Origin of the sequence: Billgrantia montanilacus, assembly GCF_003336675.1 — a bacterium.
In the GTDB taxonomy this organism is placed as follows: domain Bacteria; phylum Pseudomonadota; class Gammaproteobacteria; order Pseudomonadales; family Halomonadaceae; genus Halomonas; species Halomonas montanilacus.
The window spans coordinates 130,321-151,014 of the sequence record NZ_QPII01000002.1; the positions used below are offsets into that span (position 1 = coordinate 130,321).

The 20,694-nt window shown below is 62.8% G+C and carries 19 protein-coding genes; 15 read left to right on the forward strand and 4 right to left on the reverse strand.

Features of this window, described 5'->3' with window-relative positions:
• Window positions 1–37 precede the first annotated feature (37 nt).
• From DU505_RS03210 to DU505_RS03220, 3 genes are all read right to left on the reverse strand, one after another.
• Window positions 38–1,861, reverse strand: a complete 1,824-nt coding sequence (locus DU505_RS03210) for a methyl-accepting chemotaxis protein (protein WP_114477565.1) — start codon at window positions 1,859–1,861, stop codon at window positions 38–40.
• Between the two features lie 126 nt (window positions 1,862–1,987).
• Window positions 1,988–3,070, reverse strand: a complete 1,083-nt coding sequence (locus tag DU505_RS03215; protein WP_114477566.1) for an OmpA family protein — start codon at window positions 3,068–3,070, stop codon at window positions 1,988–1,990.
• A 101-nt stretch (window positions 3,071–3,171) separates the two neighbouring features.
• A complete protein-coding gene (locus tag DU505_RS03220; RefSeq protein WP_114477567.1) occupies window positions 3,172–5,733 on the reverse strand; it encodes an EAL domain-containing protein in 2,562 nt (853 codons plus the stop codon).
• 397 nt (window positions 5,734–6,130) lie between these two features.
• On the opposite strand from DU505_RS03220, the gene DU505_RS03225 reads away from it, so the two are divergent.
• Window positions 6,131–8,128, forward strand: a complete 1,998-nt coding sequence (locus DU505_RS03225) for a methyl-accepting chemotaxis protein (RefSeq protein WP_245947758.1) — start codon at window positions 6,131–6,133, stop codon at window positions 8,126–8,128.
• A gap of 224 nt (window positions 8,129–8,352) precedes the next feature.
• Window positions 8,353–8,721 carry a flagellar protein FlaG gene (locus DU505_RS03230; RefSeq protein WP_114477568.1) on the forward strand — a complete coding sequence of 123 codons (369 nt, stop codon included), beginning with the start codon at window positions 8,353–8,355 and terminating at the stop codon, window positions 8,719–8,721.
• Window positions 8,722–8,881: 160 nt separating this feature from the next.
• Here DU505_RS03230 and fliE read toward each other — a convergent pair whose 3' ends face one another.
• Entirely contained in the window at window positions 8,882–9,211 is a 330-nt protein-coding gene (fliE, locus tag DU505_RS03235) for a flagellar hook-basal body complex protein FliE (RefSeq protein ID WP_114477569.1), read from the reverse strand.
• Between the two features lie 292 nt (window positions 9,212–9,503).
• Between fliE and fliF the strand changes: the two genes are divergently transcribed.
• The 13 genes from fliF (at window position 9,504) to fliR (ending at window position 20,647) form a co-directional block, all read left to right on the forward strand.
• The gene (fliF, locus tag DU505_RS03240) at window positions 9,504–11,234 is read left to right on the forward strand and encodes a flagellar basal-body MS-ring/collar protein FliF (RefSeq protein ID WP_114477570.1); all 1,731 of its coding nucleotides are present in this window, start codon (window positions 9,504–9,506) and stop codon (window positions 11,232–11,234) included.
• Window positions 11,231–12,235 (forward strand): flagellar motor switch protein FliG, encoded by a 1,005-nt coding sequence (fliG, locus tag DU505_RS03245; protein WP_114477571.1) that lies wholly within the window; start codon window positions 11,231–11,233, stop codon window positions 12,233–12,235. Before fliF ends, fliG begins: the two co-directional genes overlap by 4 nt.
• Window positions 12,228–12,971 carry a flagellar assembly protein FliH gene (locus DU505_RS03250; RefSeq protein WP_114477572.1) on the forward strand — a complete coding sequence of 248 codons (744 nt, stop codon included), beginning with the start codon at window positions 12,228–12,230 and terminating at the stop codon, window positions 12,969–12,971. The genes fliG and DU505_RS03250 overlap by 8 nt, the downstream gene beginning before the upstream one ends.
• 5 nt (window positions 12,972–12,976) lie before the next feature.
• Window positions 12,977–14,377, forward strand: coding sequence for a flagellar protein export ATPase FliI (gene fliI, locus DU505_RS03255; protein WP_245947759.1), 1,401 nt, complete (start codon window positions 12,977–12,979; stop codon window positions 14,375–14,377).
• Entirely contained in the window at window positions 14,374–14,829 is a 456-nt protein-coding gene (fliJ, locus tag DU505_RS03260) for a flagellar export protein FliJ (RefSeq protein ID WP_114477573.1), read from the forward strand. Before fliI ends, fliJ begins: the two co-directional genes overlap by 4 nt.
• 19 nt (window positions 14,830–14,848) lie before the next feature.
• A complete protein-coding gene (locus DU505_RS03265; protein ID WP_114477574.1) occupies window positions 14,849–16,099 on the forward strand; it encodes a flagellar hook-length control protein FliK in 1,251 nt (416 codons plus the stop codon).
• A 114-nt stretch (window positions 16,100–16,213) separates the two neighbouring features.
• Window positions 16,214–16,687 carry a flagellar basal body-associated protein FliL gene (gene fliL, locus DU505_RS03270; RefSeq protein ID WP_114477575.1) on the forward strand — a complete coding sequence of 158 codons (474 nt, stop codon included), beginning with the start codon at window positions 16,214–16,216 and terminating at the stop codon, window positions 16,685–16,687.
• Between the two features lie 18 nt (window positions 16,688–16,705).
• Window positions 16,706–17,746, forward strand: a complete 1,041-nt coding sequence (gene fliM / locus DU505_RS03275) for a flagellar motor switch protein FliM (protein ID WP_114477576.1) — start codon at window positions 16,706–16,708, stop codon at window positions 17,744–17,746.
• On the forward strand, window positions 17,739–18,314 hold the full coding sequence (gene fliN, locus DU505_RS03280) for a flagellar motor switch protein FliN (protein ID WP_114477577.1): 576 nt from the start codon (window positions 17,739–17,741) through the stop codon (window positions 18,312–18,314). The genes fliM and fliN overlap by 8 nt, the downstream gene beginning before the upstream one ends.
• Complete coding sequence (gene fliO / locus DU505_RS03285) at window positions 18,311–18,748, forward strand: flagellar biosynthetic protein FliO (protein ID WP_114477578.1); 438 nt, start codon at window positions 18,311–18,313, stop codon at window positions 18,746–18,748. The genes fliN and fliO overlap by 4 nt, the downstream gene beginning before the upstream one ends.
• A gap of 56 nt (window positions 18,749–18,804) precedes the next feature.
• Entirely contained in the window at window positions 18,805–19,530 is a 726-nt protein-coding gene (gene fliP / locus DU505_RS03290) for a flagellar type III secretion system pore protein FliP (protein ID WP_114477945.1), read from the forward strand.
• Window positions 19,531–19,575: 45 nt separating this feature from the next.
• Window positions 19,576–19,845, forward strand: a complete 270-nt coding sequence (fliQ, locus tag DU505_RS03295; protein WP_114477579.1) for a flagellar biosynthesis protein FliQ — start codon at window positions 19,576–19,578, stop codon at window positions 19,843–19,845.
• 7 nt (window positions 19,846–19,852) lie between these two features.
• Window positions 19,853–20,647, forward strand: coding sequence for a flagellar biosynthetic protein FliR (fliR, locus tag DU505_RS03300; RefSeq protein WP_114477580.1), 795 nt, complete (start codon window positions 19,853–19,855; stop codon window positions 20,645–20,647).
• Window positions 20,648–20,694 lie beyond the last annotated feature (47 nt).

Genomic DNA, 20,694 nt, shown 5'->3' on the forward strand with positions numbered 1-20,694 from the left:
CTTCATGAACGAACTTTAGCCAATGTGACAATTTTTATCAGCTAACAACCAGCGACCTATCGCTGAGCTTGAAGCCACCCACCGCTTCGGATAGCCGATCGGCCTGCTCCTTGAGCTGCTCCGCGGCCACGGTGGACTCTTCAACCAAGGCGGCATTCTGCTGGGTCATGCGATCCAGCTCTGCCACGGCCACGTTGACCTGACCAATACCGTCGCTCTGTTCGCCTGCCGCCGCGCTGATCTCACCAAGCATTTTCGCGACCCGGCCTACCCCACCGACCAGCTCTTCCATGGTAGTACCCGCACGGCGTACCAGTTCGGTGCCGGTGGTGACCTTCTCCCCGGAGGCATCGATCAGGCCACGGATCTCTCGGGAGGCATCCGCGCTGCGAGTGGCCAACTGGCGCACTTCGCTTGCCACAACGGCAAAGCCACGGCCATGCTCGCCGGCCCTGGCGGCCTCCACCGAAGCATTGAGCGCCAGTAGGTTGGTCTGGAAGGCGATGCCGTCCATGACCTTGACGATGTTGCCGATCTTCTCGGAAGACGCCGTGATCTCCTCCATGGTGGTGACGACCCGGCCTACCACCTCGCCCCCCCTCGTCGCCATGTCCGAGGCGGACTGGGAAAGCTCGTTGGCCTGCCGGGAGGAGTCGGCGGTATGTTCAATCGTGCTGGTGATCTGCTCGATGGAGGCAGAGCTCTGTTGCAGGCTCGATGCCGCGTTTTCCGTGCGCCGGGACAGGTCCTGACCGCCAGTGGCGATCTCGCCAGCGGCCACGGTGACGGATTCACTGGCCTCGCGAATGGTCAGCATCACGCTTTCGATACGGCTGACGAAGCGGTTGAAGGCGGTCGCGATCTGCGCCACCTCATCGCTGCCGCCTTCCGGAAGACGCTGGGTCAGGTCGCCGCTACCGCTGGCGATACCCGCCATGGCGTCTCTTACCTGCTGCAGTCGCCGGAACATGATCGTGAGCAGCGCGCCCAATACCAGTACGGCACCCAATACCACCAGCACCAGGGCAAGGGCCGAACTGCCCAACACAGCACGCAGGCCGGCGGTGGCCTCACGCTCGTCCAGCGCAATGACCAGCTGCCAGTCAGTACCGGCAATGGGCTGACTCTGCAGTAGACGTGGCCGTTCTGCCAGCATCATCAGTTCCGGCTCGCTCGCCTGCTTGAGTCTGGAGAGAAACGCGGCATCAAGCTGAGGGGAGAGACGCGTGATGGGCTCGAGGCTCAGATCAGGATCCGGATGGGCGACCAAAGTGCCATCGGCAGCCACCAGAAAAGCGAAGCTCCTTGGCGTTGGCGCGATTCCCTCGACGATCGCCACCACTTCATCGATCGCCACATCACCGCCGGCCACGGCGGCCAAGCTGCCATTTCGCTCGAAAGGGCTGGCGATGGTCACCACCAGTCCGCCGGTAACGGTATCGACGTAGGGCAGCGTGACAATGCTTTCACCAGCAGTGGCTGCCCGTTCGTACCACGGCCGCATGCGGGGATCGAAGTCAGCAGGAGGCTCCCAGCCGTCGTAGAAGATGGTTTCGCCGGTATCCTGATACGCCATATAGGTGGCGAGGAAACTACCGGAAGCCTGTATTGCCTTGAGCACAGGGTCCAGGTGGTCGGCACGAACGCTGTTCTCCATTGCCTCGAGCATGCCGGCATGGGAAGCCACCCATTCGCTGATGGCACGGCCGTTGCCTTGTGCTACGTCAGACAGGTTGCGTGAGACCTGTTGGTCGTTATGGCGCTGAATCGTGAAATAGCTGACACCGGCATTGACGATCAAGGCAAGCGCAATGATTGTTGCCGTGGCCAGCAAGAGGCGAAATCTAAAGGAAGAGAGCATCTAGGTTCTCGCGATAAACAGGGATGGGAAAGAGAGCACTTCCTGTGCTTGGACTTATCCCCATATCGGCCAAAGACCATGCGACTTTAGGCGATATTCGCCCCTTTGCGGCGCAAGGGCTGAAGATCACCGTGAATGAATGATCACCTCGACGCGCCGGTTCTGTGCTCGCCCCTCAGCGTTGTCGTTAGGCGCCAGCGGGCGCGTATCGGCCAGGCCCACCGCGCGCAGGCGCTGGGCGTTTACACCGGCCTGCTGCAGAGCATGCACGATGGCAATGGCACGGGCACTGGAGAGCACCCAGTTGGAGGGGAATTCCGGGGTCTGGATCGATCGGCTGTCGGTGTGTCCTTCCACCGCCACGTCGCCGTCATGGCGCTGGATCACTTCGACCAGTCGCTGCACCAGCGCCTGGCCGTCTTCCGTCAGCTCGGCTTCAGCGGTGGGAAAGAGCCACTGGTCTTCAACGCGCAGCTTGATGCCCTCGGCCACCCGAGAAACCTCTACCCCCTCCAGATCCGGCAGGTAGGGGGATGCCTCCAGGCGTTCGTCCAGCGCCTGCTGCAGCGCCAGCGAGCCGACGATGGCCTCTGGTGCCACTTCACGCACCCGCGCCGGGGGGCGGTCGGTCAGTACCAGCATGAAGTCCGCCGGCCCAGCCGGCAGCTCGTCGTCGTCGGAGAGCAGTAGCTGCGGCAGCCGTCGCCCTTCGACCGAGCTGGCCTGTGTCAACGCCGGGCGTTGCGATAGCATTGCCAGCGGGGCCTGCGGTGTGACGAATGCCGTGGAGACTTCCCGCTCGGGCTCGGCAGCCTGAAATGCCAGCAGTGCGGGCGTGGCGGGAACCCTTGCCGCCCTGCGCGGCAGGCCGGCAACGCCCAGGGCAGCGGAGAGCGCCGAGGGGCTCAACCGGCCAACCGGTAACGGTACCTGCGATGGGTGGGCCGCCATTGCCCGCTGCAGTTCGTCGGGCAGCGGAATGGCAATGGGTTGCAGTGCGTCGCTGGCAGCAGTCACATCGTCGTCACGATCGCTGGCATAGGTGAGGGTGAACAGCAACACCATCAGGGCGACCAACAGCGTCATGATGTCCAGATAGCCGATCATCCAGGTGCTGTCCTGGTCGGGATCGGTATGTGTCGGCGTCAGCAACTCATGGCGCATGGCGCCACGATGGTCGCTGCCACCGCTGGGGGTCAATCGAGTCATCTGGGCCGCCGGTTCGCCACGAACAGCCGCCTAGCCTACCCGCAGCGGAGGGGAGATGAAACCGGGAAAAGCGCCACCTTGTGGCCGTTACTTGCTGGCCGCTATTTGGTGGGCGCAACTTGCGGTGGGTCGACCCGCTCAGGCTTCTCGGTAACGTCGTCACTGGGGGAAACGAGATAACTGCTGGCAAAGTGAGGCGCCGAGACGGGCCTTCCGGTGAGAAATCCCTGGATCAGATCCATGTTGTGGCGTAGTAACGCATCCTGCTGTGCTTCGGTCTCCACCCCGACTGCGACTACCCGCAGCCCCAGTTCCCTGGCCAGGCCACAGACGGCTGCCACGATGGCCGCACTGCCGCGCTGTTGGCCATCGAGCCGCTGAATGAAGCGGCGGTCGATCTTCAGCGTAGTGACCGGCAGCTCCTCCAGATAGCTCAGCGAGGCGTAACCGGTTCCGAAGTCGTCGATGGTGATATCGCCACCCAGGTCGCGTAGCTGCTTCAAAATGGCAGCGGCCTGCAACGGCTTGTCGAGCAGTGTACTTTCGGACAGCTCGAAGCCCACCAGCCCCGGCGGCAAGGCATACTCGACCAGCATGCCGGCAATCTTTCCCGGAAGGTCCTTCTGCCAGAACTGCCGTGGAGAGAGGTTGATGCTCACCGGCACCGGATCGGCAGACGCCTGATGCCATTCGCTGAGCTGGACGCAGACCATACGCATCATCCGCTCGCCCAGTGCCACGATAAGCCCGGCACGCTCGGCCAGCGGAATGACCTCACCGGGAGGAATGCTGCCCAGCACCGGGTGGTGCCAGCACATCAAGGCTTCGGCACTGTGCAGGGTGCCGCTCTCCCGTTCGAAGAGCGGTTGAAAGTGAACCTCGAGACCTTCGCCGCTCTCGATAGCCTCACGCAGCGCGGCCTCCAGCGCCCGCTGGCGATCGTCCTGCATGTTCATTTCGGTGCGATAGAGCCGGTAGGAGTTGCGCCCTTCCTGCTTGGCTCGATACATGGCCACATCGGCATCATGGATCAGCGCCTCGGCGCTGGCGGCATCGTCCGGATAGAGGCTGATCCCCAGGCTGCAGCCAATGCTGAACTCGTGGCCATCGATGATACAGGGCTCGCCCACTGCCTCGACCAGCCGACGGGCAACACGGGTCACCTCCTCGACTTCTTCCAGGTCTGGCAGCAGGATCAGGAACTCGTCGCCACCCAGCCGAGCCAGGGTATCGTCCTCCCTCAACCGACTCTGCAGCCGATCGGCGATCATGACCAGCAGCTCGTCGCCTACCGCATGGCCCAGGGTGTCGTTTATCCGCTTGAAATGGTCCAGGTCGACGAAGACCACCGCCAGCCGGGACTGGTTGCGATGCGCATGCCGAATCGCCAACTGCAGCCGATCCTCCAGCAGGCGCCGGTTGGGAAGCGCCGTCAGGGGATCGTAGTAAGCCAGCTTGCGAATCCGATCTTCTTTCTCGCGAACATGGGTGATGTCGTTGAACAGCGCCGCGTAGTGGGTCACTTCGCCGTCATCGCCGGTGATCGCGGTGATGGTCAGCAGCTCGAGGTAGAGTTCGCCATTCTTGCGGCGGTTCCATATCTCGCCGCGCCAGTAACCGTGCTGCTTCAACGCATCCCACATCTGGCGGTAGAAGGTTGCATCGTGGCGCCCCGACGCGAGTATCTCGGGAGTCCGGCCGATCGCTTCTTCGGCCGTGTAGCCGGTCATGCGGGTAAAGGCGGGATTGACGAATTCGATGCGATTGTTCGGGTCGGTGACAATGATCCCTTCAAGCGAAGATTCGATGATCCGCTCGGCCATCTGCAGGTTCACGCGGGAGCTGGCGAGGGCACGGTCACGCTGCTCCAGCGCGTCACGCAGATCCTGCATGAAGTGCTGTTCGGCACCGGCCAGCATGTCACGAAAACCGATCAGGCCAATCACATTGTCGTCATCGTCCACTACGGCCAGGTGGCGCACCCGCTGCTCAAGCAGCCTGTCCCGGGCAGATATCAGGGGCTCGTTCTGGCGAGCGGTGAGCAATGGTCGACTCGCCAGTTCAGCAATGGGGGTATTGCCCGGATGATGGGCAACGAAGCGCACCATGTCACGCTCGGTCAGAATGCCCAGCGCCTGCTCGTTGCACTTCACCACGACAGCATCGCAGCTGGAAAGGCGCATGGACCGGGCCGCCTCGGCCAGTAGCTGCGTTCCCTGAAGCACCAGCGCCCGCTGGCGCATGGCGGATCGAACCTCCCGCAGACGCAGGTAGGGTTCGATGCCCTGGTTTATGGCCATGTCGGTCTGGGAGAGGATGCCCCTTGGCAGGCCATCACCATCGACCACGACAAAATGGCGTCGACCTTCGGCGCTGAAGCGCAGTGCGGCCTCGCTGATCGGCGTCTCGAGATGCAGGCTCGCAACCGGCTGACTCATCACCTCACCGATACGAGTACGCCCCGCCTCGGAGTCGGCAAAGTTGACCGCCAAGGCATCATGCTCGGTCCAGATTCCCTTCGCCTTGCCCTCCCGGGTTACCACGATGATCGAGCTGCATTGGCGTTCTGCCATTCGCTGGGCGGCGGTACAGAGCGGCGTATCGACTTCACAGGTCAGCAGACCGGCCTGCATGATGCGCTCGATGGGAAGCTCGTGATTCATGACGCCTCACTGAGGGGGTGTGCTTGAAAGACCCTGCTTGAAAAATCCTGCTTGAAAAATCCTGCTTGAAACACCCTCTCCTGCAGGAAAACGGAACAGGACTCAAGAACAACCCTGATTATTCTTTACTATACATACAATAATCTCGTATTAAATAACTAACCGCAACGATTAACTTACAATCAACGGGATCACTACCTGTCAGGGACCCACCCCATTTTCCAGCATGAAAACACTCAGATCGACGAATTCATGACCCACATCAACAACGCCTCCGATCCCCGCCCGAATCGCTAAAGCCAGCCTTTCCCATCGCCGATATGTCAGCCTAACGGCAGCAATAAATGCCTATCGCCCTGCACACGGCAATCCCCGCACTCGCAAAGGAATGGCTACGATGAACCGAATCCTTCACCGTATGGACATGGGTTGGAAGTTCTTTCTTGCCCTGTTGCTACCGCTGCTGGCCATGACCTGGTTTGCCGCCTCCGGCGTTCTCGAGCGCCAGCAAGTCACGTCTGACATGACCGACCTGCAGGAGATGACACGCCTGTCCCAGCAGGCAGGCAGCCTGATCCATGAGCTGCAACGGGAGCGGGGAATGACTGCCGGCTTCCTGGCCAGCGAGGGTCAGAGTTTTCGTGATGCGCTGCCCGATCAGCGTCGTACCTCGGACAACCAGCTCGATACCTTCCAGCACTATCTCGCTAACGTCGACCTGACCGCGCTGGATCCGGCGCTTGCCGACCGCATCGATGCGGTCCTGGAACGAATGCAGCAAACACCGCAACTGCGCCAGCGCATCGACCAGTTGACGGTCGAAAGCGGCGAAGCTATCGGCCATTACACGCAAATTAACAGCGGCCTGATCACTGCCGTAGGGCGCATGGCACTGGCCAAGAAAGAAGGCAGCGTAGCCACCCGCATGGCAGCCTACTACAACCTGTTGCAGACCAAGGAATTGGCCGGCATCGAGCGTGCCGTGCTCGCCGGCGCCTTCGGTTCCGACAGCATGACACCGGCAGGCTATGAGCAATTGCTGAAACTGCTGGGCAGGCAGGATGCCTTCCAGGAGGCCTTCACTACGCTTTCCACCCCCGAGATGCATCAGCGTTTCCAAGCGGTGAGCGAGAGCCCAGCAGCCGAACGACTGGAATCATTGCGCAGCGTCGCCATCGAACGAGGCACAGCAGGTGGCTACGGTATCGATGCACAGCAGTGGTTCGACTGGCAGACCGACAAGATCGACCGGCTCAAGGACGTGGAAGACGCCGTGGCGGAGGACGTACTGGCCACGGCCTCGATGCTGAGGGCCGAGGCGCGCGGAGACCTGATCGGGCACCTCGTCGTGGCAGCCGCAGCCACTGGCCTGGCACTGTTGCTTGCCGCCACGATCGTACGCAGTATCGTGCTGCCACTGCGTGCCACCCTCGCATCGATCCAGCGCAGCAGCGGGGATCTCACCCTGCGATTGGACGCCCAGGGCAACGACGAACTGGCCCATCTCTATCGTGCGTTCAATGACTCGACCGCCGATTCCGAGGTGCTGGTGGCCAATATCAAACAGGGGGCCATGTCGGTTGGCGTGGCCAGCAGTCAGATCAACGAAGGGAACCAGGATCTCGCCCAGCGCACCGAGGAGCAGTCCTCCTCCCTGGTGCAGACCGCCTCCAGCATGGAGCAGATGACGGCCAGCGTGCGCCAGACCGCCGACAACGCCCGCCAGGCCCAGGCGCTTTCCCGCGAAGCCGTGAGCCATGCGGATCAGGGCAAGGGAGTGGCCAGCGAGGCCCGCGGCGCCATGCGCCAGATTCATGAAGCCAATCGCGAGGTCACGCGCATCGTCGAGGCGATCGACAGCATCGCCTTCCAGACCAACCTGTTGGCGCTGAATGCTTCGGTGGAGGCCGCCAGGGCCGGCGAGCAGGGCCGCGGCTTCGCCGTCGTCGCCGCGGAAGTACGCAATCTGGCCAGCCGCAGCGCCGAGGAAGCCGAACAGATACGCCGAGTGGTCGGCATCAATGTGGCGCGTATCGACGAAGGAGAGAAGCTGGTCAACGCCACCAGCGAGACGCTGGAGACAATCGCCAAGGGCATCGGCCAGGTAGCCGGCCTGATCACCGAGATGTCGACGGCGGCAACCGAGCAGTCGGCCGGCATCGAGCAGATCAACCAGGCGATCAGCCAGCTGGAGGAGATGACACAGCACAACGCCACCCTGGTCGAGCAGGTAGCGGCGGCCAGCCACTCGCTGGATGGACAGGCTGCCGACATGACCCGGTTGATCGCCCGGTTCAAGGTCGGCGAAAGGCTGGCAGTCGGCAACGTCTGGGAAGGTGAGGCTCTGCCGACAGAGGCCGAGTCACCAGGAAGGCTGGCCTATACGGCATCCTGACGCCGTCTCTGAGTGCTCGATGACATTGTTGCTAAAGTTTCGACCCGATCTTGCCGATAGGAAGAGTGCATAGCTCGTAACAAAATCGCACGACGGGGAACAAGCCGGCTCGATGGCCGGCTTCGGGGGTGCACCGACCATGAATCACGTCCGGGCCGGAAAGCCGGGCCATGACGCGGTTGATGGTGGAGTGCTTACCAAGGAACGTACAAGGAAAACAGGCCATGTCTTCACCGCTAACCGATGCCACCAACAGCTTGAGCGCTTCGGCGCTGCACGACCTGACACCGAGACAGCGCAAGGAAACCGTACTGGCTTCACTGCCCACCGCGGGCACCATGCTGAGCCAGGCCGAGAGCCACGGCCATTCGCCGGCTCAGGCGGACCTGGTCGAGCCGATTCAGCGTATCAATGAAGTGCTACGTCAGTATGGCGTGGAATTCGAGCTCAACGAGATGCCATCACGAGTGGTGACGCGTATCGTGGACCGCGAGACCGGCGATGTGTTACGCCAGATACCCTCCGAGGAGGTGCTGGCCATTGCTGAAAGGCTGGATGAGCTGCAAGGCCGCCTGATTCGCCTCGAAGCCTAGGAGTCTGTCGGATTTGACCGATCGTCACGAGAAATTTGGATTTCGAGACAAGTCTATCGATCTGATGAGGCGAATAGCCCGCTATTGAACGAATCTGATCGAATGAAATTGGCCGAAAGACCGGATCTCGCAGTAGATCAGCGTTAAGTCCGACAGGCTCTTAGACCTGCATATTCATGACATCCTTGTAGGCTGTAACAAGGCGGTTGCGTACCTGCAGCCCCATCTGGAAGGCGACGCTGGCCTTCTGCATGTCGACCATGACGTCGTTGAGTTCGAGATTGGGGTCGCCGGCCTGGAAAGCCATCGCCTTGGCATTGGATGCTTGCTGCAGGCGGTTGATGCGCTGAATGGAGGCTTGCAGCTCCCCGGCGAAGCCACCCTGCCCCACCATGGTCGAGACCTGTTGCCCCTTGGCAGCCTGGCCGCCGGCCTGTGTCGCCAGGGTCTGCATCTGGGCCAGCGCGGATTGGATGGCAGGTGAACTCATGGCTCGCGGCCCCCGTTCTGTTGGATCGGAACTGTCGTTTCTAGAATCATACGGAACTGTCGTTTCTGGGAATGCTGCCAAGGCTATCAGCTGCTGTCCCGCGACCATACTGCCAAATGGCATGAAAAACGCGGGCTTTTCCCGCCTTTGGACTCGACGAGGGTTCGCATAATAGCGTTCATCACAGTTGCGCCCGTATAGGGTAGCCAGAATGCGGTGGACGGATGCACTCAATGCCATCTTCGAGTAAGAGTTTTCAAGCGACGAACGACGCCTCTCAAGGGAGGTGCGCATGAGCAATGGCGCCGCTACGCCTGGTCGTCAGGAGACCACTCCCAACCAGCCCGGGGGCACGCTACTTCAGCGCGTTCAAGAGCAGATGCGTGGCAACCCGCTGATCATGATCCTGATTGGCGGTGCCGCCTCGATCGCGATCGTAGTGGTATTGCTGATGTGGGCGCGGGAGCCCGATTACCGTGTGCTCTACAGCAACCTCACCGAGGCCGATGGCGGTCGCATCATCAACGAACTCGACAGCCGCGGCGTGCCCTATCGCTTCAGCGAAGGCGGCACGGCGCTGCTGGTACCCGGCGATGCGGTACACGGCCTGCGCCTGCAACTGGCCGAACAGGGCCTGCCACGCGGCGGAAACGTGGGCTTCGAGCTGATGGACAACCAGGCATTCGGCGTCAGCCAGTTTGCCGAACAGGTCAACTTCCAGCGCGGCCTCGAAGGGGAGCTGTCCCGCTCTATCGAGTCCCTCGGCCCTGTGTCCCGAGCACGCGTACACCTGGCCATGGCACGATCATCGGTCTTCGTGCGGGACCAGGAGCCGGCAAAGGCCTCGGTCATCGTGACACTGGAGTCGGGCCGCGTGATCGGCGACGGACAGGTCAACGCCATCATCCATATGGTTTCCAGCAGCGTGTCGGAACTCGCCGCCGAAGACGTCACGGTGGTCGACCAGAACGGCCGCCTGCTCTCCATGCCCGGCGCCAACCGCCGCGGCCTCGATGCCACGCAGCTCGACTATATCGCCGAGGTCGAGCGTTCCTTCCAGCAGCGTATCGAGAACATCCTGGCACCGATCCTCGGCCAGCGGAACGTGCGCGCCCAGGTCGCCGCCCAGATCGATTTCTCCCGCCGCGAGGAGACCAACGAACGCTTCGGCCCCAACCAGCCGCCCAACGAAGCGGCGGTGCGCAGCCGCCAGTCCAGCGTCACGTACAGCGGCGGCGACGACCTGGCCATGGGCATTCCCGGCGCGCTGAGCAATACACCTCCCGGCACCGCGCCCTCCCCCATCAACCTGCCGGTTGACGAGGATGGTGAGCTCCTCGAGGAAGCCGAAGAGGAGCTGTTGGCGCTGAGCAACCTGCGCCAGGACGGCGTGATCAACTATGAAGTCGACCGTAATATCGAGCATGTCCAGCATCGCCAGGGACAGGTACAGCGGCTTTCGGCCGCGGTAGTGGTGGACTATCGCGAAGAGCGCGACGAAGAAGGGGTGTGGCAGCGTGTCCCGCTGAGCGACGTGGAAATCGCCCAGGTCGAGCGACTGGTGCGCCAGGCCATGGGCTTCTCCCAGGCTCGTGGCGACGAAATCGAAGTGGTCAACAGCCCCTTCAGCCGCCCCGCGGACGACGAGGAAACCCTGGAGTGGTGGCAGTCGCCCGAGATCCACAGCCTGGCACTGACCTTCGGACGCTATTTGCTGGTGGCACTGGCCGCCCTGCTCGCCTATCTGTTGATCCTGCGCCCGCTGATCAAGCGGCATACGCAGCAGCCGATGCTGGCCTCGGCGCCGGGCACCGGCCTGCGGGTCCGGGTCGACGACGATACCCCGGAAGGTATCGACGGCGAACTGGAAGAGGACATCGAGACATCTCGGACCTACCAGAAGCCCAAGCGCAAGCGCAAGTCGTCGGCCTATGAGGACCACCTTGCCGAGCTACGCGAATTGGCCCAGGAGGATCCGCGCATGATTGCCATGATCGTTCGCAGCTGGATGAATAAAGAATGAGCACCGCAAAAGCCATGAGCGGCGTACGCCGCAGCGCCATCCTGATGCTGGCCCTGGACGAGGACAGCGCCGCAGAGGTGTTCAAGTTCCTGGCGCCAAAGGAGATCCAACAGCTCAGCATGGAGATGGCCGACATGGACCAGGTCTCTCACGAAGACATGCAGAAAGTCTTGCAGGACTTCAACGACGAGACCGAAGAGTTCATCGCGCTGAACCTCAACTCCAGCGACCATATTCGCTCGGTATTGACCAAGGCACTGGGCAGCGAGCGTGCCACCAGCCTGATCGAGGACATCCTCGAGACGTCGGGCAGCAGCAGCGGCATCGATTCTCTCAACCTCATGGAAGCGCCCATGGTGGCGGAACTGATCCGCGACGAGCATCCGCAGATCATCGCCACCATCCTGGTTCACCTGGAGCGCCATCAGGCCGCCGACGTGCTGGAGCTGTTCGACGACAAACTGCGCAACGACGTGGTGTTGCGTATCGCCACCTTCAGTGGCGTGCAGCCGGCCGCCCTGCAAGAGCTGACTGAAGTGCTGTCGGGGATGCTCGACGGCCAGAACCTCAAGCGCAGCAAGATGGGCGGCGTAAGAACCGCGGCCGAGATCCTCAACCTGATGAATTCCACTCAGGAAGAGACGGCCATCGAGACCGTGCGGGCGCACAGCGAGGACTTGGCACAGAAGATCATCGACGAGATGTTCCTGTTCGAGAACCTCATGGATCTGGACGATCGCAGCATCCAGATGGTGCTCAAGGAGATCGACACCAACTCCCTGGTGGTGGCACTCAAGGGAGCGCCGGAAGGGCTCATGGAGAAGTTCCTGCGCAACATGTCCCGTCGCGCCGCCGACCTGATGCGCGAGGACATGGAGGCTCGCGGACCAATCCGGGTCTCCCAGGTGGAGGCGGAGCAGAAGTCGATCCTGCAGGTGGTTCGCCGGCTCGCCGACTCTGGCGACATCGTGCTGAGCGGCGGAGACGATACCTATGTCTGATCGCTCACCCTCCCAACCCGAGCAGTCGCCGTCCTGGCGTCGCTGGCAGATGGGAGAACTGCAGTCAGAAAGCCGCCACGAGGCCGAGCGAGCGGCTAAGCCCGCAGAAGACCCCGCACGCCAGGAACGCTTCCGACGCCAGGCCGAACTCAAGGCGCTACGCGAAAAGACCCTGCGCGACGCGCGTGAAGAGGGCTTCAAGGCCGGCTTCGAGGAGGGCCGCAGCCAAGGGCATGCCCAGGGCCTGGCGGAAGGACGCAGCGAAGCCGAGGAAGAACTGAAACAACGCACCCGCGAAGTACTGGCGCCGCTACAGCCGCTGGCGGAGCAGTTTACCGAAGCCCTGGCCGTGCTCGATGAAGAAGTGGCCAATGAGATGGTCGAACTGGCACTCGCGACCGGCCGCCAGCTGGCCAGCGAGGCCTTGAAGGCGCGTCCCAGGCAAGTTCTCGAACTGGTCAGGGCGCTATTGCACACCGACCCGCCGCTGACGGGGCAGCAGCGCCTGTGGTTGCATCCGCTTGACCATAAGCTGGTGGAGCAGCATCTCGGCCAGGAACTGGGGGCCGCCGGCTGGAAGTTACAGCCCGATGATCAGCTCACTCGCGGCGGCTGCCGCGTCACCAGTGCCAGCGGCGAGCTCGATGCCACCTGGGAAAGCCGCTGGCAGGCGGTCAAGGCACAGGTGCGGCGGCGGCGCCCCTCCACGCCCGATCCGGAAGACGTACAGGAGTGAACGAGATGCCCGAAACCCCGGCACAGCCTCGCAATGCACATCAGGCACGCTGGCAGCAGACGCTGCAGCACGTGCGCGAGCGTGTGGAAACCGTGCCAGGATTTCGTGCCAGCGGCCGTGTGCTGCGTGCCACCGGCATGGTGATCGAGGCGATCGGCCTGCGGGTCGCCCTGGGCAACGCTTGTCGCATCGAGCTGGTCTCGCCGGGCGGCAGCGAAGCGCCGCGCTTCGCCGAAGCCGAAGTGGTCGGCTTTGCCGGCGAGCGGTTGTTCCTCATGCCGCTGTCGGAGATCACAGGGCTGATGCCCGGCGCCCGCGTCTATTCGCTGGGCGACGGCCCCGACCATACCGCGCGCCGCTTTCCTCTGGGCGAAACCCTGCTCGGCCGTGTGGTGGACGGCAATGGCGACCCCCTTGACGGTTACGGCCCGCTGGACAGCGCCCCCAGGGCGCCGCTCTCCACTCCGCCGCTCAACCCGCTGGCCCGTGCACCGATCAATGAACAGATCGATGTCGGCATCCGCGCCATCAACGCGCTGCTGAGCGTCGGCCGCGGCCAGCGCATGGGGCTATTCGCCGGCTCCGGTGTGGGCAAGTCGGTGCTGCTGGGAATGATGGCGCGATATACCGGCGCAGACGTGATCGTCGTCGGGCTGATCGGCGAGCGGGGGCGCGAGGTCCAGGACTTCATCGACAATATTCTCGGAGAAGAGGGCCGACGTCGCGCCGTGGTGGTGGCGGCCCCGGCCGACACCTCGCCGCTGCAGCGCCTTCAGGGTGCCGCCTATGCCACGCGCCTGGCGGAAGGCTTCCGCGACGAGGGCAAGAACGTCCTGTTGATCATGGACTCGCTGACGCGCTATGCCATGGCCCAGCGCGAGATCGCCCTGGCCATCGGCGAGCCGCCCGCGACCAAAGGCTATCCGCCGTCGGTTTTCGCCAAGATTCCCAGCCTGGTGGAGCGTGCCGGCAATGCGGAACGCGGACGAGGCTCGATTACCGCTTTCTATACCGTATTGACCGAAGGCGACGATCAACAAGACCCGATCGCCGACTCGGCTCGCGCCATCCTCGACGGTCATATCGTGCTGTCCCGGACACTGGCGGAAGCGGGGCACTACCCGGCCATCGATATTGAAGCCTCGATCAGCCGCGTCATGACACACATCATCAACGACGAACAGCTGGCCATGACCCAGGCGTTCAAGCGGCTGTTCTCCCGCTACCAGCGCAACCGCGATCTGATCAGCGTGGGGGCCTACAGTCCGGGCCACGACCCGCAACTGGACGAGGCCGTCCAGCGCTATCCGCTGCTGGAGCAGTTTCTCCAGCAGGGCATACACGAAAATGCCTCGATCGAGGCCTCTCGACAGGTTCTCTCCGAGACCCTAGGAGCCAGGCAATGAGTGCATCGTCACAACTCGCCATGCTGGGCGATCTCGCCAGGGATGCCCGCGACCAGGCTGGCCAGCTGCTGGCCGGGGAACGCATCAGCGAACGCCAGGTAGCGTCCCAGCTCGACGCTCTCAGCCGATATCGCCTGGAATACGCCGAGCGGCTGCAAAGCGCCATGCGCGATGGTATCGATCCTGCCAGCATGCACAACTACCAGCAGTTCCTCGCCTCCCTGGACGCCGCGCTCCAGCGCGCGAGGGACGCGCTGGACTCGCAGCAGCGCCGTGTCCAGCAGAGCCAACAGCAGTGGCAGCAGGAGCAGAAGCGCCTCTCGGCCTACGACACCCTTTCCTCTCGCCGCAACGCCGAACTGCAGAAGCACGAAGCGCGGCGCGAGCAACGCAACAGTGACGAAATGGCCGCCGGACGGCTGCTTCGCCAGCGCCCCGAGCGCGACTCGTGATCCGAGCCAGGAGATCGTAATGGATATACAGATGATTCTGTCCGCCCTGCCGGGCAAGCCGATGGGCAAGGCCGATCCAGGAACCAACCTATCCGATGGCCACTTTGCTCTGGCCCTGGCCAGCGCAGGCCGGCCGCTGGCCGACGCCCCGATCGAGCTGCCTGTCCAGCTGCCAGCCCCGCTAACAAACGGGTTCAAGCCCGACCTGCCGCCGACCATGGCGGCGCAGCAGGCGATGCTGCAGGCCTTGAGCGCCCACGACCCAGATCTCACCGCGGACCTGGAGGCAACTCCCCTGCCCGACTCGCTGTCGCTTACCGAGATCATGGAGCGCCTGGCGTTGATCGACGGCCCTGCGCAAGCCGAGGCTCGCCCGCTTGCCGATCTCGCTGCCCCTCAGGCGACGGTTGCGGAACAGGCCTCCAAGCCCACCGCACGTGCCGAGACCGCCCTCGCCGCTGCCGATGTCCTGCGTCAGGCCGCCAGCGAAACCATGCGCGCACTTGAGACACGCCCTGCGAGCTCCCCCGAGGCTGCGTTGAATGCACCCCTTGCCCAGCAACCCCAGCAAGCTGCCGGCCGCGATGCCCTGGAGTCAACGCCTCGTGCGGCGCTGCTCGCACAGCTGGAGACCAATACGGCCGAGCGGCCGCCGCGCGCCGCCGAGTTCGTTCGCTCGACCGAGATGGCCCCGCAGCCGAACGCCGGCGAACTGCGTGGTATGGCGTCAGAGACTTATCGCCCTGTGGCCATCGAGCCAACCACACCGAGCCTGCAGGCGACGACCCAGCCCGCCGGGGCCGCACCACAGCCCATGGCAGCCCAGGCAAGCCTGCCCGCGCCGGTGCAATCCCAAGCCTGGCCCAGCCAGCTTGGCCAGCAGCTGGTTCAGTTCGCGCGTCACGGTGGCGAGCAGCAGATAGAAATGAAGCTGAACCCTGCCGAACTGGGCCCGCTCTCCGTCACCCTGAAGATGACCGAACAGGGCGCGCAGGCGCAGTTTCTCTCCGCCCATGCTCAGGTACGCCAGGTACTCGAGCAGGCCATTCCACAGCTACGCGAGGCACTAGCCGAACAGGGGATCTCCCTGGGTGAAACCTCCGTGGGCGAACAGCGTCAGCAGGAGGGTCAGGCCTTCGCCAACCAGGACGGCCAGGGGGGCAACGGCGCCAATGAGGGCGAAGGAAAGCTGCCTTCCGCCGTCGAGATCGGCATGGCTGAGAACACAACGGGCGTCAGCCTGGATGGTCGGGTGAATCTCTACGCCTGAGACAAATTGCCAAGATAGGGCTGTTCGCGCGGTCTGTTCCTTTCATCATGACCCGCGCGATTTCTGCATACTGCCCTTTTCCGGCTGGACCAACACTTCACGATAGGCAAGGCAATGGCGAAATCGACGGGTGGCTCATCCAAGCTGCTGTGGCTGATGATACTGCTGGTACTGATGTCCACGGCAGCAGCCGGGGTAGCGATCTATCTGGTCATGAACGACCGTAACGGTAGCTCAGGCAACATGCAGGAGCAGCAGCTCGAGCGTCAGGCGCCGATCTTCCTCAAGATCGACCCCTTTACCGTGAACCTCGCCGATGACGATTTCGGTTCCCGCCTGCTGTATGCCGGGCTGTCGCTCAAGGTCGGCGACGAGGTATCGCGTGAGATCCTCCACGAGCACATGCCGCAGGTTCGCAGCCGGCTGTTGATGCTGTTTTCCGGCAAGCAGGCCAGTCAGCTCACCTCACCGGAAGGCAAGCGTCGGCTGAGCGAGGAAGTCATTGCCATTCTGTCCGACCCCTTGACCGAGCCACAGCCGCCTCTTGATATACGGGACGTGCTGTTCACCGAGTTCATCGTGCAATAACCGGGTGCCCTGGCCGCCATGTCCCAAGACGATCTACTGTCACAGGATGAGATCGACGCCCTGCTGAAGGGGGTCAGCGGAGACGACGAACCTGCCGCAGGCAGTGGTGAGACGTCTCGCATCCGTCCCTATGATCCCGCATCGCAGCATCGCGTCATCCGCGAGCGCCTGCAGGCGCTGGACATTATCAACGAACGCTTCGCGCGGCACTTCCGCATGGGGCTGTTCAACCTGTTGCGTCGCAGCGCCGACATCACGGTGGATTCGGTACGCTACCAGAGCTACAGCGACTTCTCGCGAAACGTGCCTGTGCCGACCAACATCAACATCATCGCCATGAAGCCCTTGCGCGGGTCGGCGCTGATCGTGTTCCCGCCAAACCTGGTTTTCATGGTGGTGGACAACCTGTTCGGCGGCGACGGACGCTTCCTGACCAAGTCTGAGGGTCGGGAGTTCACCAATACCGAGCAGCGCATCATCCAGCGCCTGCTGCGGCTGGCCATCGAGGCCTATGAGGAATCGTGGAAGTCGGTCTATCCGCTGGAAATCCAGTACCTGCGCTCGGAGATGCAGTCGAAGTTCGCCAACATCACCAACTCGCCCAACGAGATCGTGGTGAATACCAGCTTCAATATCGAGGTCGGTAATCTCTCCAGCAACTTCCAGATCTGCATTCCCTATTCGATGGTGGAGCCAGTGCGCGATCTGCTGGCCAACCCGCTCAATGACAGCCATCACGATCAGGACGGCACCTGGTCGAAACGCATGGCCGGCGAGATCCGCCACTCCGAGGTGGAGCTTATCGCCAATTTTGCCGATGTTCCCAGCCGCATCGCCCATGTGATGGCGTTGAAGGTCGGGGATGTACTGACGTTGGAGCTTCCGGAAACCGTTACCGCCAGTGTGGACGGGGTTCCGGTCATGGAATGCGACTACGGCAGCCAGCACGAACAGCGCGCGCTGCGTGTCATCCGCATCATCGATCATGGTGCGCAGAATTCACCCGATGCCTTCAAGAAGGGCCCTGTGCCTCAAGCCAAGGAATCCAAGCATGACTGATCCCAAGAAGCCCGATCAGAATATTCCCGACGATGACCCCTGGGCAGAAGCCATGGCCGAACAGGAGGCTGCGGAAGCCAAGGCCGAAGACGATCCCTGGGCAGAAGCCATGGCCGAGCAGGAAGCGGCCGGCGGCACCTCTGCCGACGATGACCCCTGGGCCGGTGCGCTGGCCGAGCAGGAAGCCGCCGAGTCCAGCCAACAGGAGTCAGCAGCGGCCGACCGGAGCGTGGCGGCACCGGAGGCCCAGGCTGCCGGCGACCGCATCTTTCGTCCGCTGGACAAGGGTAGCGAAGGCGGTACGGCCCGCGATCTGGAAATGATCATGGACATCCCGGTCAAGCTGACCGTGGAACTGGGCCGCACCAAGCTCACCATCAAGCAATTGCTGGAGCTCGCCCAGGGGTCGGTGATCGAGCTGGATGGCCTGGCCGGCGAGCCCATGGACATCCTGATCAACGGCTACCTGATCGCCCAGGGCGAAGTGGTCGTGGTGGAAGACAAGTACGGTATCCGCATCACCGAAATCATCACACCCTCCGAACGGGTCCAGAAACTGAACCGATGAGAGACACTCCCTCCTCCGAGGCTCAGTCAACAGGGCTCGACGCACTGGCTGTCGGCGGCGATGCCCTGATTGGCATGGCGACGCTGGGCAAGACCGCTGCCGCCCTGGGCCTGGTCATCGCCATCATCCTGGTTTGCACAGCGCTGCTCAAGCGCTGGGGGCCTCAGCGTCATGCCGCCGGTGGTCACCTTCAGATCGTCGGCAGCACCGCGCTGGGCAGCCGCGAGCGCCTGGTGATCGTGGAGGTCGAAGGTACCTGGCTGTTGCTCGGCGTGGGCGGGGGACAAATCAACAAGCTGCATGAGCTGGAGGCGCCCGAACGTCCCCTCGAACCTGAAAGCGCCGACCTGCAGGGGGAGCGCTTCGCCACCCGCTTTGCCCGTGCCCTCAAGCACAATGCCGGACTCGGAGGCCCCGGCCGGGGAGCGTCATGATTCACCCTGCTTTACCGAAGACTCGGCCCAAGACCCGGACCAAGGCCCTGCTCGCCATGCTGGGGGCGTTACTGTTGCTGGCCATGCCGGTCGCGGCTCTCGCCCAGCAGCTGCCCGGTATCGTCAGCCAGCCGCTGGAAAACGGCGGCCAGCAGTGGTCGCTATCGCTGCAGACGCTGCTTCTGCTGAGCTCGCTGGCCTTCCTGCCGGCGGCGCTGCTGATGATGACCAGTTTCACCCGGATCATCATCGTGCTCAGCCTGCTGCGGACCGCCATGGGAACCCAGGCTACGCCGCCCAACCAGGTGCTGCTCGGGCTGGCACTTTTCCTGACCTTCTTCATCATGTCGCCGGTAATCGGCATGGTTTACGAAACGGCCTGGGCACCCCTGACCGCCGAAGAGATCAATTTCGAGGAGTTTCTGGGGTTGGCCCAGCTGCCGTTCCGCGAATTCATGCTGGCCCAGACCCGGGAACCCGACCTGGCACTGTTCGCGCGACTGGGTGATATCGGGCCCATGCAGGGACCGGAAGACGTCCCCTTTCGCATCCTGGTGCCGGCGTTCGTGACCAGTGAGCTGAAGACGGCCTTTCAGATCGGTTTCACCATCTTCATTCCCTTTCTGATCATCGACCTCGTGGTGGCCAGCACCCTGATGGCACTGGGCATGATGATGGTCCCGCCCGCCACGATCTCTCTGCCCTTCAAGCTCATGCTGTTCGTGCTGGTGGACGGCTGGCAGCTGATCATCGGCTCGCTGGCGGAAAGTTTCTATATCTAGCGGAACTACTTGGGTCGGCACGACGATGTCGACAAGGAGCGAAGTATGACACCGGAAATGGTAATGGGCATCGCCTACCAGGGCATGCGCGTCACGCTCTTCCTGGCCGCCCCCCTGCTGATCACCGCACTGCTGACCGGCCTGACCGTGAGCCTCTTCCAGGCCGCGACCCAGATCAACGAGATGACCCTCTCGTTCATCCCCAAGATCCTGGGCGTCTTTACCGTACTGGTATTAGCCGGCCCCTGGCTGCTGAAATTGATCACCGATTTCACCCGCAACCTGTTCACCAGCATCCCCAGCATGTTGATGTGAGACCGCCATGGTCGAGGTGACCTTTGCTCAGCTGCATGGCTGGCTGGTGATACTGTTCTGGCCCTTCGTGCGAATCACTTCCTTTCTGGTCGCCTCGCCGCTGTGGGGCCATTCCAGCGTACCCAACCAGGCCAAGATCGGCCTGGCGTTCCTGGTGACTGTTGTCATCGCGCCGGTACTGCCTGCCATGCCCGACGTGCCGATCGTCTCATGGGCCGGCTTCGGCTTGATGGTGGAGCAGATACTGATCGGCATCGCCATCGGCCTGGTCATGCACGTGGTATTCGCCGTCGTGCAGGCCGCGGGAGAGTTCATCGGCCTGCAGATGGGCCTGGCCTTCGCCACCTTCTTCGATACCGGCAGCGGGACCAATACCATGATCCTGTCGCGGATCTTCTTCATGATTACGTTGCTCATGTTCCTGGCCATGGGCGGCCACCTGATGGTGCTGGAAGCACTGGCAACCAGCTTTCATAGCCTGCCGATCGGCATCGGTGTCTTCAATCCTGCGGCCTTCGAGATGCTGGTGCGCTACGGCGGCACCATCTTCGTAGCCGGCATGTCGCTGGCCCTGCCGCTGGTCGGCTCGCTGTTGATCATCAACCTGGCCATGGGCATCCTCAACCGCTCCGCGCCGCAGCTGACCGTGTTCAATATCGGCTTCCCGACCTCCCTTACTGTGGGCCTGACGCTGCTGATGGTGCTGATGACTGACATGGGCCGCTTTCTGCAGCGGCTGTTCAGCAACGGCCTGCAGTTCATGTACCAGCTCATCGATATGCTCGCCCCACTGGGCACCTGATTTCACGGCACTTCGTACCAGCAAAAAAAACCGCCCAAGCGAGCCTA

What these genes read in the sequence shown, in the direction of transcription:
- DU505_RS03220 (WP_114477567.1), bottom strand. Translation starts at nt 5,733, where the DNA reads ATGAATCACGAGCTTCCCATCGAGCGCATCATGCAGGCCGGTCTGCTG.
- fliM (WP_114477576.1), top strand. Translation starts at nt 16,706, where the DNA reads ATGTCCCAAGACGATCTACTGTCACAGGATGAGATCGACGCCCTGCTG.
- fliP (WP_114477945.1), top strand. Translation starts at nt 18,805, where the DNA reads ATGCTGGGGGCGTTACTGTTGCTGGCCATGCCGGTCGCGGCTCTCGCC.
- DU505_RS03210 (WP_114477565.1), bottom strand. Translation starts at nt 1,861, where the DNA reads ATGCTCTCTTCCTTTAGATTTCGCCTCTTGCTGGCCACGGCAACAATC.
- fliN (WP_114477577.1), top strand. Translation starts at nt 17,739, where the DNA reads ATGACTGATCCCAAGAAGCCCGATCAGAATATTCCCGACGATGACCCC.
- fliR (WP_114477580.1), top strand. Translation starts at nt 19,853, where the DNA reads ATGGTCGAGGTGACCTTTGCTCAGCTGCATGGCTGGCTGGTGATACTG.
- fliE (WP_114477569.1), bottom strand. Translation starts at nt 9,211, where the DNA reads ATGAGTTCACCTGCCATCCAATCCGCGCTGGCCCAGATGCAGACCCTG.
- DU505_RS03250 (WP_114477572.1), top strand. Translation starts at nt 12,228, where the DNA reads ATGTCTGATCGCTCACCCTCCCAACCCGAGCAGTCGCCGTCCTGGCGT.
- DU505_RS03225 (WP_245947758.1), top strand. Translation starts at nt 6,131, where the DNA reads ATGAACCGAATCCTTCACCGTATGGACATGGGTTGGAAGTTCTTTCTT.
- fliF (WP_114477570.1), top strand. Translation starts at nt 9,504, where the DNA reads ATGAGCAATGGCGCCGCTACGCCTGGTCGTCAGGAGACCACTCCCAAC.
- fliI (WP_245947759.1), top strand. Translation starts at nt 12,977, where the DNA reads ATGCCCGAAACCCCGGCACAGCCTCGCAATGCACATCAGGCACGCTGG.
- fliL (WP_114477575.1), top strand. Translation starts at nt 16,214, where the DNA reads ATGGCGAAATCGACGGGTGGCTCATCCAAGCTGCTGTGGCTGATGATA.
- DU505_RS03265 (WP_114477574.1), top strand. Translation starts at nt 14,849, where the DNA reads ATGGATATACAGATGATTCTGTCCGCCCTGCCGGGCAAGCCGATGGGC.
- fliG (WP_114477571.1), top strand. Translation starts at nt 11,231, where the DNA reads ATGAGCACCGCAAAAGCCATGAGCGGCGTACGCCGCAGCGCCATCCTG.
- DU505_RS03215 (WP_114477566.1), bottom strand. Translation starts at nt 3,070, where the DNA reads ATGACTCGATTGACCCCCAGCGGTGGCAGCGACCATCGTGGCGCCATG.
- fliJ (WP_114477573.1), top strand. Translation starts at nt 14,374, where the DNA reads ATGAGTGCATCGTCACAACTCGCCATGCTGGGCGATCTCGCCAGGGAT.
- fliO (WP_114477578.1), top strand. Translation starts at nt 18,311, where the DNA reads ATGAGAGACACTCCCTCCTCCGAGGCTCAGTCAACAGGGCTCGACGCA.
- DU505_RS03230 (WP_114477568.1), top strand. Translation starts at nt 8,353, where the DNA reads ATGTCTTCACCGCTAACCGATGCCACCAACAGCTTGAGCGCTTCGGCG.
- fliQ (WP_114477579.1), top strand. Translation starts at nt 19,576, where the DNA reads ATGACACCGGAAATGGTAATGGGCATCGCCTACCAGGGCATGCGCGTC.